Raw genomic sequence first — 13128 nt, forward strand, 5'->3', positions numbered from 1 at the left:
AATGGAAGAGATTAAGCAGTTTTTTATCAATATAGGCAGAGCTGATGTTGATGAAAATATGCAAAATTTGGTTAGTGATAATATCATCGATAGCTTAGATGTAATGAATTTAATCAATGAGATAGAAAAACATTATAATAAAACTTTAGATTCTGATTTTATGCGACCTATGTATTTTGAAAGCTTTGAGAGCATTAAGCAAATGTTAGAACTTGCCATGAAAGATTAATTTGTTTGAATTTATTTCAAACAAGTTAAAAAATCTAATATAAAGTTAAATTTGGGATAAAAATTTTTATCTTTTAAATAATTTCTAGCTTAAATTTATCCCCTTCATCTTTAAATTTGAAAACTTTGTTTTTGCAAGGATAAGAAATAGAATTTTCCTTCATAAGAAATTTTCTATCTTTTAATTTTTCAAGCATTAAAGGAAGCTCTTTTTCAAATAATGCCCTATTGTTTAATCTCATACCATGTTCCAAACTTTTAATATATTTACCATCGATATCCTTTTCATCTTGGATTAGGTGTAAAGTTGCATCAAGATTAAGTTGCTTAAGACATTTATAAAGTTCTATTTTATCTTTAGCTGGAGTATTTGCATCTTTAACGCTATGGTAAGAAACATAAATGATGTCTGGATTAGCATTAGCCCCAAGAATAAGATGAGAAGAATTTAAAATCGCTCTTATCATATAATTTTCATCTTTAAAATAATAAGGAGAATTAGGATCTTTTCTTGTCCAATGGGTTTTTACAAAACAATTTATTATGGTATTTGGATCATCAAAAATATAGTCATATAAATTTGCATCTCTCCCTATTATCAATCTTAACGAGGGTAATATTTCTCCTGAATTGCCAATCACTCCATCCACATACCAAGGAGCAATTTTGGCTATAAGCAAAGATAGGTATTCTCCATGAGACCCCCCCCCGTAGATCTTTGGTAAATTTGCAAATTGTGGATAATTTTTAGCAATGTCTTTTAAGGCATTAATATGATCAATAGCGGCCATAATGCCATAGTTTTGATATTCGTCATTAGGAGGGATAAAAGTTGAAGTAAAATAAGCCTTATAATCTTGTGGAATTTGATGGTTCGATTTTAAATTTGATATTGTTTGATTTAGGATTTGATAGTAACTATTTGCATTATAAATGCTTAAATCTTGCGCATCTATATTTATATCGTTTAAGGCTTTTCGTAAATTTTCTAAATCATCTTCCGTAAACATTGTTGTAGCACTGTATTTTTCTATATTTGATCTTCTTTGACAAAAGCAATGATAAAAAACATTTACTACGACTACATTAAATTTTTTAGCAATATATTCTCGATCAAAATCTAAAAAAGAAATATCAGCATTAGCCCCATATCCTTTTAGAACAAAAACTATAGCCTTTATTTCTTTTTCATCATCATAAGTCATGCGGTATTCTAGTTTTGAAGTTCTTTTGATATTAAGCTCTACATCATCACAAGAAGAAATTTCATAAGTTTTATCAACGATCATTAATAACCTTTTAATATTTTAAAGATGATTATACTTAAAATTTGGTAAAAATAAAAATATACATCCATCTAAGATTAAATTTAATCATTTCTGAAAAATATTTTTGCTAAAATTTTATAAAGTATATTTTTTAGGAAAACTATGGAAAATATTAGAAATTTTTCAATCATAGCACATATTGATCATGGAAAAAGCACTCTAGCGGATAGAATCATTTCAGAATGTGGAGCCATTAGCGATAGGCAAATGAGTGCTCAAGTTATGGATACTATGGATATAGAAAAAGAACGAGGCATTACGATAAAAGCTCAATCTGTTCGTTTAGAATACACCTTTAATAATCAAAAATATATTTTAAATTTGATTGACACTCCAGGTCATGTGGATTTTTCATATGAAGTAAGCAGATCTTTGGCAAGTTGTGAAGGAGCTTTGCTTGTAGTGGATGCTTCTCAAGGAGTTGAAGCACAAACCATAGCCAATGTTTATATCGCACTTGAAAATAACCTTGAGATTATTCCAGTTATCAATAAAATTGATCTTCCAAATGCGGATGTGGAAAAAGTTAAGCACGAAATCGAGCACATTATAGGTATAGATTGTAAAGATGCAATTTGCGTGAGTGCTAAAACAGGCTTAGGAATAAAGGATCTTATAGAAACGATTATCACTAAAGTTCCAGCACCAAAAATAGACAATGAAGCTCCAACTAAAGCTTTAATCTATGATTCTTGGTTTGATAATTATTTGGGTGCTTTGGCTTTAGTGAGAATTTATGAAGGGCAAATTTCTAAAAATGATGAAGTTTTGGTAATGAGTACTGATAAAAAGCATATTGTTCAAGATCTTTTTTATCCTCATCCTCTAAGTCCGGTAAAAACTCAAAGTTTAAAATCAGGAGAGGTTGGAGTTGTCGTTTTAGGGCTTAAAACTGTTGGTGATGTTCAGGTTGGAGATACCATCACTTTAACTAAAAATAAAGCCAAAGAAGCTATAGGAGGCTTTGAAAAAGCAAAAGCCTTTGTATTTGCAGGACTTTATCCTATAGAAACGGATAAATTTGAGGATTTAAGGGATGCCTTAGATAAATTAAAACTTAATGATAGCTCCATTACTTACGAACCAGAAACTTCTTTGGCTTTAGGTTTTGGCTTTAGGGTTGGTTTTTTAGGTCTTTTGCACATGGAGGTTATCAAAGAAAGACTAGAAAGAGAATTCAATCTTGACCTCATTGCGACAGCTCCGACAGTAACATACGAAATTTATCAAACCAATGGAGAACTTTTGAAAATTCAAAATCCTAGCGAACTCCCACCGGTTAATAAAATCGATCATATTAAAGAGCCTTATGTTAAAGCTACGATTATCACTCCGAGTGAGTTTTTAGGAAATTTAATCACTCTTTTAAATCGCAAAAGAGGGGTGCAGGTGAAGATGGATTATATCACACCTGAACGTGTTTTGTTAGAATACGATGTGCCTTTAAATGAAATTGTGATGGACTTTTATGATAAATTAAAATCTTTAACTAAAGGGTATGCGAGTTTTGATTATGAGCCGATCGAATTTCGTATTGGGGATTTGGTTAAGCTTGATATTAAAGTAGCAGGAGAAAACGTCGATGCTTTAAGCATTATCGTGCCAAATGAAAAAGCACTTAGCAAAGGAAGAGAGCTTGTAAGTGCGATGAAAGAAATCGTTCCTAGGCAGCTTTTTGAAGTTGCTATTCAAGCAAGTATAGGGAATAAAATCATTGCAAGAGAAACGGTTAAATCTATGGGAAAAAACGTAACCGCAAAATGTTACGGCGGGGATATTACCAGAAAAAGAAAGCTTTTAGAAAAACAAAAAGAGGGTAAAAAAAGAATGAAGGCCATTGGTAAAGTCCATTTACCTCAAGAAGCCTTTTTGAGTGTTTTGAAAATCGATTAATTTTATATAAATAAAAATTTATTTCAAAATTAGACTTGAATTTTATTGATAATTTTAATACAATGCTTGAAAAATAATTTTCTATAAAATAAATCTAAGGAGAAGAAATGATTAAAAAGTTTTTACTTTTTACACTTGTAGCTTTGTTTTTAAATTCTTGTGCTAGTAAGAATACTTTTGATCAAGTTAATCAAATTTCTAAAGATTCAGCGTGCAGTCCTTGTGAGAGTCCAAATGGCTATGAAGCTAAAATAAAAGGTCTTTTATATATAAGCGATATTGGAATTCAATGTTGTGCTAATAAACGTACTTTAGATACTGCAGTGGCTTTAAAAAAGGTTTATTTGCATCGTTTTTATGATTTAAAAGAAAATCAAAAAGTATTTTTTACGAAAAATCAAAAATTACTTGTAGATCTTAATTTTAATGCTATTTTTTATACATACTTAAAACAAGAACTTGAAGCTCGTGGTATTGTAGTACTTGATGACAATAGTGCAGATTCTCCTTATGTGACTAAAGTAGATCTTGCTTTTGTTGGATATAGTGCAAAGCAAGACGGAATAGGATTGCATTCAAAGCTTGTTGGAGTTTTAAATTTAAGTGATGTAAATAAAAATAGAAAATTCACCTTACGCACAAAGCAAGATGTACAAGGTTTTGAAAATTTAAAAGATATTACTTTTTATACACATTTACTTATAAAACAAATGGCCAATAAAGCAGCAAGCATCATTTCAGAACTTTGAAATGCTTAAATTGCGGAGGCTTTACTCTGCTTTGTTTTTGTGATGATTGTTCTCAAGAATTATCCGATTTTTCTTTAGGGATAAGAATTCTTGAGGATGATTTTAAAGTATATTCTTTTTATAAATACCATGAAATAAAACATTTATTGCACTCTAAGCATCATTTTTATGGTTATTTCGTTTTTCATTTTTTAGCAAGGCTTAGTTTTGCTAAATTTAAAAATTTCTTTTCTCCTGATGAAAAAATTAATGCTATAGCTTTAGATGACAAGGTGGAAAATTTACTTTATTCTCATTCGGCTATTTTGGCTAAATATTTAAAAACTCAATTCATTAAGCCTGTATTTGGAGCTTTACATTCTCAAAATTCTTTAAAATATTCTGGAAAAAGTTTAGAATATAGGCAAAAAAATAAAAGAAATTTTAAACTTTTAAAAAGAATTTCTCATCCTGTGATTTTGGTTGATGATATTGTAACTTCAGGATCTAGTTTAATAGAAGCTAAAAATTTTTTAGAAAAAAATGAAATTTCTGTTCTTTTTGCTCTTGTTTTAGCTGATGCAAAAGTTTAATATGGTAAAATAAAAATTTCAATATTGTGGAAGGATTTTTATGGAAAATATTTTTAACAAAGATTCTGATATTGAGATTGTCGATATAGAAAATTCCATTAAAAGTAGTTATTTAGATTATTCTATGAGTGTTATTATCGGGCGTGCTCTTCCGGACGCAAGAGATGGTTTAAAGCCTGTGCATAGAAGAATTCTTTATGCTATGAATGATCTTGGTGTTGGGAGTCGCAGTGCTTATAAGAAATCCGCACGTATTGTCGGGGATGTGATCGGTAAATACCATCCACATGGCGATACCGCTGTTTATGATGCCTTAGTAAGAATGGCGCAAGATTTTTCTATGCGTTATCCAACCATAGATGGGCAAGGAAACTTTGGATCTATAGATGGAGATGGTGCGGCTGCAATGCGTTATACTGAAGCTAGAATGACGATTTTAGCTGAAGAACTTTTACGTGATATTGACAAAGATACGGTGGATTTTATTCCAAATTATGATGATTCCATGAATGAGCCGGATGTTTTACCTGCTAGGGTGCCAAATTTATTACTTAATGGATCTAGCGGTATTGCAGTGGGTATGGCAACCAATATTCCTCCACATAGTTTAAATGAATTAGTTGACGGTCTTTTATATTTACTTGATAATAAAAATGCCACTTTAGAAGAATTGATGCAGTTTATCAAAGGCCCTGATTTTCCAACCGGTGGTATTATATATGGTAAAAAAGGTATTATTGAGGCTTACCAAACAGGACGCGGTCGCGTAAAAGTTAGAGCAAAAACTCACATAGAGAAAAAGTCAAATAAAGATATTATTGTTATAGATGAACTTCCTTATCAAACTAATAAAGCAAGACTCATAGAGCAAATTGCCGATCTTGTAAAAGAAAAGCAGATTGAAGGAATTTCTGAAGTTAGAGATGAAAGCGATAGGGAAGGAATTCGCGTTGTTATAGAGCTTAAACGTGAAGCAATGAGTGAAATTGTTTTAAACAATCTTTTCAAATCCACGACGATGGAAAGCACCTTTGGTGTGATAATGCTTGCTATTCATAATAAAGAACCAAAGATTTTTTCTTTAAGTGAACTTTTAAATCTCTTTTTAACTCATAGAAAAACAGTTATTATAAGAAGAACTATTTTTGAACTTCAAAAAGCAAGAGCAAGAGCACATATTTTAGAAGGCCTTACAATTGCACTTGATAATATCGATGATGTGATAGCTTTGATTAAAAATAGTCCTGATAATGCTAGCGCAAGAGATGCTTTAGTAGCTAAATTTGGTTTAAGCGAAATTCAGGCTAATGCCATTTTAGATATGAAACTAGGTCGTTTAACAGGACTTGAAAGAGAAAAGATTGAAAATGAACTTGCGGATCTTATGAAAGAAATTACAAGATTGGATGAAATTTTAAAAAGTGAAAAATTGCTTGAAGATTTAATTCGCGATGAATTAAAAGAAATTAAAGCCAAATTTAATGTGCCACGTATCACTCAAATAGAAGATGATTATGATGATATTGATATAGAAGATTTGATTCCAAATGAAAATATGGTAGTGACTATCACTCATCGTGGTTATATTAAGCGTGTTCCAAGCAAGCAGTATGAAAAACAAAAACGTGGCGGCAAAGGTAAACTTGCTGTTACGACTTATGATGATGATTTCATAGAAAATTTCTTTACGGCAAATACGCACGACACTTTGATGTTTGTAACTGATAGGGGTCAGCTTTATTGGTTAAAAGTTTATAAAATTCCAGAAGGATCAAGAACTGCTAAAGGAAAGGCTGTTGTTAATTTGATCAATTTGCAAGCTGAAGAAAAAATTATGGCGATTATTCCAACGACTGATTTTGATCAAAGCAAATCTTTATGTTTCTTTACAAAAAATGGTATTGTTAAACGTACTAATTTAAGCGAATACCAAAATATACGTAGCGTAGGTGTAAAAGCGATTAATCTAGATGAAAATGATGAATTAGTTACAGCAATCATTGTTCAAAGAGATGATGAGGAATCTAATCATTTAGATAATGAAGAAGGTATAAATACGGAAGTTGATAATGAAAATATCGAATTAACAGGTGAAGAAGTAAAAGGAAAAATGCTTTTTGCGGTTACAAAAAAAGGTATGTGTATTAAATTCCCTCTTGCAAAGGTGCGTGAAATTGGCCGCGTAAGTCGTGGGGTAACGGCTATTAAATTTAAAGAAAAAAATGATGAATTAGTAGGAGCAGTCGTTATAGAAAATGACGATCAAGAAATTTTAAGCGTGAGTGCTAAGGGTATAGGAAAACGTACAAATGCTGGAGAGTATAGACTTCAAAGTAGAGGAGGTAAGGGTGTTATTTGTATGAAACTCACTGATAAAACCAAAGAGCTTATTAGTGTGGTGATTGTAGATGAAGGTATGGATCTAATGGCTCTTACAAGTAGTGGGAAAATGATTCGTGTGGATATGCAAAGTATTCGTAAAGCAGGACGCAATACTAGTGGGGTTATTGTCGTCAATGTGGAAAGTGACGAAGTGGTGAGTATTGCTAAATGTCCTAAAGAAGAAGTTGATGAAGATTTTATTGATGAAAATTTAGATTTAAGATGATTTTTTAGTTAAAAAAGTTGGAACGATTTTTGCTTAATTAAAAATAATTACAATAAATTTGAAGGTGTGAATATGAAAAAAATATTTGTGATGCTAGCAATAGCAGGAATTTTTGTTGGTTGTGTGCCAAGCATAAAAAGCATGAGTAAAAGTGCAAATAAACCTAGCACAAACTCTCAGGCGTCTGATATTATCGTACAGAAAGTAGATAAAGATGATGTTCGCGACATCATAAAGCAAGAAAAAATGTTAGCTCCTGATGCAACTGATAGTGAGCTTAGTTTTACAGCAGTTGGAGAAGGTATTGCTCCTATGAATACGGTTTCTTCCGCTCAAGCACTTGCATTAGCAAAAAGAGCTGCAATTACAGATGCTTATAGACAACTTGCAAGTAAGCTTTACGGCGTGAAAGTTAATGGTAAAGATACTGTTAAAGATGCTATGCTTAGAAGCTCAACTATCACTGCACAAGTGAATGGATTGATTAAAAATGCTAGTATCATTGATGAAAGTTTTAATCAAGGTCTCTATAGAATAAATTTAGAACTTAAGATTGATGCGGACAAGTGGAAAGAGTTGTTTGCTTATTAATCTTATTGAGTTTTAAAATTTTTGCCCAAGATGAATTTATATTTTGGGCAGAACTTTCTAGTAGAAATTTAATTCTTTTTCATCAAAATCAAAATATATCTCTTGCAATGACTAAAAGTGATAAGGCTATAAGCGAATTTGCTTGCGAGGTGTCTTATAATGATAATGATTTGAAAAAATTTCCAAGAACAGAACTCGGTATGATTGATGATTATATGCCTAAATCTATTAAACTTGATTTTTTAAATTCTCATAAAGAAGAATTAAGCGATTGTTTTACTGGTGCAAATATTTCTATAAAAGATATTACAAAAACCAATTTTATGAAAGCACAAAATGAAACTTATGTAAAAATATTACCTCTGCGTTTTAGTGTAGATTTTAAAGAACATAGTGCTTTAATTTATTATCTTAAAAAAAAGTGAATTTAAGTCATTTTTTGCTATTATTCTAAAAAAGTTAAAGGCTAATAATGAATTTGGTGATTGTTGAAGATGATATCAATATGAGAAAATCTCTAGAAATAGCTTTGGGTGAATATGAAGAATTTAAAATCAAATCTTATAAATCCGCTACAGAAGCTCTAAAAAAAATAGATTCTAATACAGATTTAATCATTACAGATATAAATATGCCTGGTATGGATGGACTTGAATTTGTTAAAGCTTGCGAAGATAAATATGATTTCATTATTATGACCGGAAATGCAACTTTAAATCGTGCTATTGAAGCTATGCGACTTGGAGTGAAAGATTTTTTGACTAAACCTTTTGATATAGAAACTTTAGTTGAAGCTATTAAACGTGCAAAGATTATACGTGAAAAAACTTCTGATAGAAAATCTAAAAGTCAAAATACCCATAAAAATACAGGCTTTTTTTCTACATCTGAAAAATTAGAACAAACTTTAAATTTAAGCAAGAAGGCAGCTAAAACTGATGTTTCAGTAATGTTTTTTGGAGAAAGTGGGGTAGGTAAAGAGGTTTTTTCTCGTTTTATCCATGAAAATTCGCAACGTTTTGATAAACCTTTTGTAGCTATTAATATGGCTGCAATTCCTGCAAATTTAATAGAAAGTGAATTATTTGGATTCGAAAAAGGAGCTTTTACGGATGCTAACACAACCAAAATAGGTCTTTTTGAAATGGCCAATGGAGGAACTTTATTTTTAGATGAAATTGGTGAAATGCCTTACGAGATACAAGCAAAACTTTTAAGAGCCTTACAGGAAAAAGAAATTACAAGACTTGGAAGTACAAAAAATATCAAAATAGATGTAAGAATTATAAGTGCAACCAATGCTAATTTGGACGAAAAAATAAAAAATGGAGATTTTAGATCAGATCTTTATTATCGTTTAAATACCATTCCTATTAACATTCCTCCTTTAAGAGAGCGTAAGGAGGAGATTTTAGAAATCGCAGATAAAGTCCTTGAACAAACCTGTCAAGAGTATAATTTTGAAAATAAATGTTTAAGCAAAGAGGCTGAAAAAACTTTACTAGAATACAATTATCCAGGTAATATCAGGGAGCTTATTTCTATAGTACAACGTGCTTGTATTTTAAGCGAAGGAAATGAAATTTTATCACAAGATTTATTTTTAGAAGCTAGAACTTTTAAAAAAGATGTGAAAAATTTAGAAAAAGAGTTGCTAGAACAAATTCTAAAAGAGGTTGGTTTCAATAAGCAAAAAGCAGCTAATGAGCTTGGAATGAGTCTTGAAATTTTAGAGAAAAAAATTGGACAATATCAAATAAAGGAATAAAATGGCAAAAAAACAAAAAATAGCCATAGTAGGTGCAACCGGTGCTGTCGGTGAAGAACTTTTAAATGTTTTGGAAGAACTTGAATTTCCAGTTGAAAGTATCTTGCCTTTAGCAAGTGCTAAAAGCGTAGGCGATGAGATAGAATTTAAAGGAAAAGTCTATAAAGTAAAAGAACTAAAAGAAGATACCTTTAGAGAAAATCCAGTAGATATCGCTTTTTTTAGCGCAGGTGGAAACATAAGCAAACAATACGCTAAATTTGCCGTTGAGTGTGGTGCTGTGGTTATTGATAATACAAGTCATTTTAGAATGGATAAAGATGTTCCTTTGGTTGTTCCAGAATGTAATTTTGAAGATATTAAGAATTGGAAAAAAACAGGTATTATTGCAAATCCAAATTGCTCAACAATACAAATGGTACATGTTTTAAAACCACTTGATGATGCTTTTGATCTTAAGCGAGTGGATGTAAGCACTTATCAAGCTTCTAGTGGTGCAGGTAAAGAAGGAATGCAAGAATTAGTTGAGGGAATGCAAAGTTTTTTTGCTTTTAAATTAGACGAGTTTAAAGCTAAGGCTTTTCCATATACTTTAGCTTTAAATTTAATCCCCCAAATAGATGAATTTGCAGATAATGGCTATACTAAAGAAGAATTGAAAATGATCAATGAGACTCAAAAAATTTTACATAAAAAGCTTCAAATTTCAGCAACTTGCGTAAGAGTTCCAGTTTTAAGAAGTCATAGCGAGTCTATTACAATGCATTTTAATCAAGAGGTAGATGTTGCTAAAATATATCGAATTTTGAAAAAGGCTCCAAACATTGTGGTTTTAGATGATCCAAAAAATAAAAAATATCCTATGCCTTTAACTACAAGCGATACCAATGAAACCTATGTGGGAAGAATTCGTTTAGATCAATATGATAAAAAAATACTTCATCTATGGTGTGTTGCCGATCAAATTCGTGTAGGAGCAGCAACTAATGCTGTTAGAATTGCTCAGAAATGGTTGGAATTAAAAAATAAGTAGGAAAAATTAATGTTAGAAAAAATTTTTGAATCTTTATTGGTTAAAAGTCGTATGGTTACAATTTTACCAGTGATTTTTGGACTTATAGGTGCTTTTGTGCTTTTTATTATAGCAAGTTATGATGTTTTAAAAGTTATTTTTTACACCTATAATTATTTTTTTACAGGCTTGAGTGTAGATTTGCACGAGGATGTCGTTGGTTTAATTATTGGAGCTGTTGATCTTTACTTAATGGCCTTGGTTTTATTTATTTTTTCTTTTGGTGTTTATGAGCTTTTTATTAGCGAGATTGAAGAATTTAAGCAGATGAAACAAAGTAAAGTTTTGGAAGTACATAGTTTAGATCAGCTTAAAGATAAGCTTGCTAAGGTTATTATTATGGTTTTGGTAGTAAATTTTTTTCAAAGAGTTTTACAGATGAAATTTACAACACCAGTTGATATGGCTTTTTTAGCAGGTTCTATTTTAGCACTTTGTGTTGGACTTTATTTTTTACATAAGGGAAATCATTGAGTTTGGTTATCTTTTTTTGATATAATTAAGTCTTTATTTTTATTAAGGGTTTTTATATAGTGAAATTGATTATAGCTTTTGTGCTACTGGGTAGTTTTAGTTTTTCTGAGGCGACTTTTTTGGATGATACTTTTAAGGATATTGAAGTGTCTGGAACTGTGCGTTATCGATATGAAACAAAAAATAAGAAAATAAATAAGAAAAATCAAAAACATAGCATCAAAAATCAAATTCAAATTACTATAAAGTAGAAGGTAGGATATGTTTCGTTTTTTGTTTATAAGTTCAGTTTTTATTGTTGCACTTTTTGGAGTAAATTTAAAGTCTTTTTTGACTTATACTTTTGACACTAATAAGCAATATGATATGGCTAAGGCTAAAGATTTATATTTTAAAAATAAATGCAATACGTGCCACGGAGATAATGCGGAAAAAAGCACAGCCAGGTTTAAGGCATTAAAAGATATGTCCGCAGAAGATATTAAGACGGCCTTAATAGGATTTACTTTAGAAAATAGTTCAACTAGAACTTCTCAAATGGCTTTGGTTGCTAAGAATTTAAGTCATGATGATATAGATAATATTATTGCTTATATTAAGGGCGATGATTTTGCTATAGAATTACAAGTTAAAGATCTGATAGAAGAGGAACCGGAACAAAAAACTAAACATAATATTTTTTTAAAATAAAATATTAAATTTTTAAATTAAGGAAAGATTAATGAAAAAAACAACTTTAATAATAGGCATTTTGCTTTTAATAAACTACCACTTATGTGCAAAAACGATCAATTTAGGAGTTATTTTACCATTAACAGGATCTGTGGCTGCATATGGACAAGACGTTTTTAATGGGATTGAGCTTGCGAACAAATTAAATTCAAAACTTGATAACGGAGATATAGTTAAATTGGTTGTTATTGATACTAAAGGCGATAAACTTGAAGTAGCAAGCAGTATTAATCGTTTAATTACACAAGATAAAGTATTGGGAATTATCGGAGAAACAACTACTCCAAATACGATTCAAGCAATTTCCATTATCGAAAATAAAAAAATTCCTTTAGTAGCTCCAGTAGCTTCAGGAGATAAGCTTTTAGATGGTAAAAAATATGCTTCACGTGTTTGTTTTAATGATAGTTTTCAAGGAGACAAATTTGCCTCATATGTTACTAAAGAATTAAATTTGAAAAATGCTGTAGTTATTATTGATCAAAGTAATGTTTATTCTTTGGGTTTAGCAAAAGCTTTTGAAAAATCTTTAAAAGCAAATGGTGGTAAAGTTCTTAAGAAACTTGTGATTAATTCAGGAGATAAGGATTTTAGAGCAGTTGTTTCTCAGCTTAAGAGCCTAAATCCGGATTTTGTATATATGCCAATTTACCATCCAGAGGCAGCGTTGATTGCGAGACAGGCAAAACAATTAGGATTTGACAAATTGTTAACCGCGGGAGATGGAGTGAATAATAAAACTTTCATAGAGTTAGGTTCTAGTGCAGTAAACGGTGTAATTTTTACTGATAGCTTTGATTCTAGTAATCCTTCAACAAATCGTGGTAAAAAATTCATTGCTGAGTATGAAAAAAAAGAAGGAGATAAAAATCTTCCTGCTTTTTCAGCAATGGGAGCTGATGCCTATTTTGTAATGTTTAATGCTATGAATGCATGCAAAGACACTCTTACAAGCGAATGTATCAATAATAAAATTCACCAAACTAAAAATTACGAAGGCGTTGGAGGTTTTATAAGTATAGATGCCAGTGGAAATGCTTTACGTCCAGTTGTCATAAAGGAAATTCAAAATGGTAAACAGGTTTATAAAACCTTGATAAATCCTTAGGAGCA

At 30.7% G+C, this 13128-nt stretch carries 14 protein-coding genes; 13 read left to right on the forward strand and 1 reads right to left on the reverse strand.

Going from position 1 to position 13128, the window contains the following annotated elements; all coding sequences use genetic code 11:
- The first annotated feature begins 1 nt into the window (after position 1).
- Complete coding sequence (locus tag CQA76_RS00545; RefSeq protein ID WP_137621509.1) at positions 2-229, forward strand: phosphopantetheine-binding protein; 228 nt, start codon at positions 2-4, stop codon at positions 227-229.
- Between the two features lie 73 nt (positions 230-302).
- Here CQA76_RS00545 and CQA76_RS00550 read toward each other — a convergent pair whose 3' ends face one another.
- On the reverse strand, positions 303-1517 hold the full coding sequence (locus tag CQA76_RS00550; RefSeq protein ID WP_137621510.1) for a DUF2920 family protein: 1215 nt from the start codon (positions 1515-1517) through the stop codon (positions 303-305).
- Positions 1518-1658: 141 nt separating this feature from the next.
- Here CQA76_RS00550 and lepA point away from each other — a divergent pair, with 141 nt between their 5' ends.
- The 12 genes from lepA to CQA76_RS00610 all read left to right on the forward strand — a co-directional run bounded on the left by lepA (position 1659) and on the right by CQA76_RS00610 (position 13123).
- Positions 1659-3449 carry a translation elongation factor 4 gene (gene lepA / locus CQA76_RS00555; protein WP_137621511.1) on the forward strand — a complete coding sequence of 597 codons (1791 nt, stop codon included), beginning with the start codon at positions 1659-1661 and terminating at the stop codon, positions 3447-3449.
- 107 nt (positions 3450-3556) lie between these two features.
- On the forward strand, positions 3557-4198 hold the full coding sequence (mapA, locus tag CQA76_RS00560) for an outer membrane lipoprotein MapA (protein ID WP_137621512.1): 642 nt from the start codon (positions 3557-3559) through the stop codon (positions 4196-4198).
- The gene (locus tag CQA76_RS00565) at positions 4195-4770 is read left to right on the forward strand and encodes a ComF family protein (protein ID WP_137621513.1); all 576 of its coding nucleotides are present in this window, start codon (positions 4195-4197) and stop codon (positions 4768-4770) included. Before mapA ends, CQA76_RS00565 begins: the two co-directional genes overlap by 4 nt.
- A gap of 40 nt (positions 4771-4810) precedes the next feature.
- A complete protein-coding gene (gyrA, locus tag CQA76_RS00570; RefSeq protein WP_137621514.1) occupies positions 4811-7378 on the forward strand; it encodes a DNA gyrase subunit A in 2568 nt (855 codons plus the stop codon).
- Between the two features lie 72 nt (positions 7379-7450).
- Complete coding sequence (flgP, locus tag CQA76_RS00575) at positions 7451-7969, forward strand: flagellar assembly lipoprotein FlgP (RefSeq protein ID WP_137621515.1); 519 nt, start codon at positions 7451-7453, stop codon at positions 7967-7969.
- Positions 7945-8394 (forward strand): hypothetical protein, encoded by a 450-nt coding sequence (locus tag CQA76_RS00580; RefSeq protein WP_137621516.1) that lies wholly within the window; start codon positions 7945-7947, stop codon positions 8392-8394. Before flgP ends, CQA76_RS00580 begins: the two co-directional genes overlap by 25 nt.
- Positions 8395-8441: 47 nt before the next feature.
- On the forward strand, positions 8442-9737 hold the full coding sequence (locus tag CQA76_RS00585) for a sigma-54-dependent transcriptional regulator (RefSeq protein ID WP_137621517.1): 1296 nt from the start codon (positions 8442-8444) through the stop codon (positions 9735-9737).
- A gap of 1 nt (position 9738) precedes the next feature.
- A complete protein-coding gene (locus CQA76_RS00590) occupies positions 9739-10770 on the forward strand; it encodes an aspartate-semialdehyde dehydrogenase (protein ID WP_137621518.1) in 1032 nt (343 codons plus the stop codon).
- Positions 10771-10779: 9 nt separating this feature from the next.
- Positions 10780-11283, forward strand: coding sequence for a YqhA family protein (locus tag CQA76_RS00595; RefSeq protein WP_137621519.1), 504 nt, complete (start codon positions 10780-10782; stop codon positions 11281-11283).
- Between the two features lie 56 nt (positions 11284-11339).
- On the forward strand, positions 11340-11534 hold the full coding sequence (locus CQA76_RS00600) for a mini-MOMP protein (protein ID WP_137621520.1): 195 nt from the start codon (positions 11340-11342) through the stop codon (positions 11532-11534).
- Between the two features lie 10 nt (positions 11535-11544).
- Entirely contained in the window at positions 11545-11973 is a 429-nt protein-coding gene (locus tag CQA76_RS00605; RefSeq protein ID WP_137621521.1) for a c-type cytochrome, read from the forward strand.
- Between the two features lie 31 nt (positions 11974-12004).
- Positions 12005-13123: an ABC transporter substrate-binding protein gene (locus CQA76_RS00610; RefSeq protein ID WP_137621522.1), complete on the forward strand. Its 1119-nt coding sequence runs from the start codon at positions 12005-12007 to the stop codon at positions 13121-13123.
- Positions 13124-13128 lie beyond the last annotated feature (5 nt).

The sequence above is a fragment of the Campylobacter aviculae genome (assembly GCF_005406215.1).
Taxonomy (GTDB): domain Bacteria; phylum Campylobacterota; class Campylobacteria; order Campylobacterales; family Campylobacteraceae; genus Campylobacter_D; species Campylobacter_D aviculae.

Excerpts from the sequence above, each read along its gene's own strand:
- CQA76_RS00545 (WP_137621509.1), top strand. The coding sequence starts at position 2 with ATGGAAGAGATTAAGCAGTTTTTTATCAATATAGGCAGAGCTGATGTT.
- CQA76_RS00550 (WP_137621510.1), bottom strand. The coding sequence starts at position 1,517 with ATGATCGTTGATAAAACTTATGAAATTTCTTCTTGTGATGATGTAGAG.
- lepA (WP_137621511.1), top strand. The coding sequence starts at position 1,659 with ATGGAAAATATTAGAAATTTTTCAATCATAGCACATATTGATCATGGA.
- mapA (WP_137621512.1), top strand. The coding sequence starts at position 3,557 with ATGATTAAAAAGTTTTTACTTTTTACACTTGTAGCTTTGTTTTTAAAT.
- gyrA (WP_137621514.1), top strand. The coding sequence starts at position 4,811 with ATGGAAAATATTTTTAACAAAGATTCTGATATTGAGATTGTCGATATA.
- flgP (WP_137621515.1), top strand. The coding sequence starts at position 7,451 with ATGAAAAAAATATTTGTGATGCTAGCAATAGCAGGAATTTTTGTTGGT.
- CQA76_RS00585 (WP_137621517.1), top strand. The coding sequence starts at position 8,442 with ATGAATTTGGTGATTGTTGAAGATGATATCAATATGAGAAAATCTCTA.
- CQA76_RS00590 (WP_137621518.1), top strand. The coding sequence starts at position 9,739 with ATGGCAAAAAAACAAAAAATAGCCATAGTAGGTGCAACCGGTGCTGTC.
- CQA76_RS00595 (WP_137621519.1), top strand. The coding sequence starts at position 10,780 with ATGTTAGAAAAAATTTTTGAATCTTTATTGGTTAAAAGTCGTATGGTT.
- CQA76_RS00605 (WP_137621521.1), top strand. The coding sequence starts at position 11,545 with ATGTTTCGTTTTTTGTTTATAAGTTCAGTTTTTATTGTTGCACTTTTT.
- CQA76_RS00610 (WP_137621522.1), top strand. The coding sequence starts at position 12,005 with ATGAAAAAAACAACTTTAATAATAGGCATTTTGCTTTTAATAAACTAC.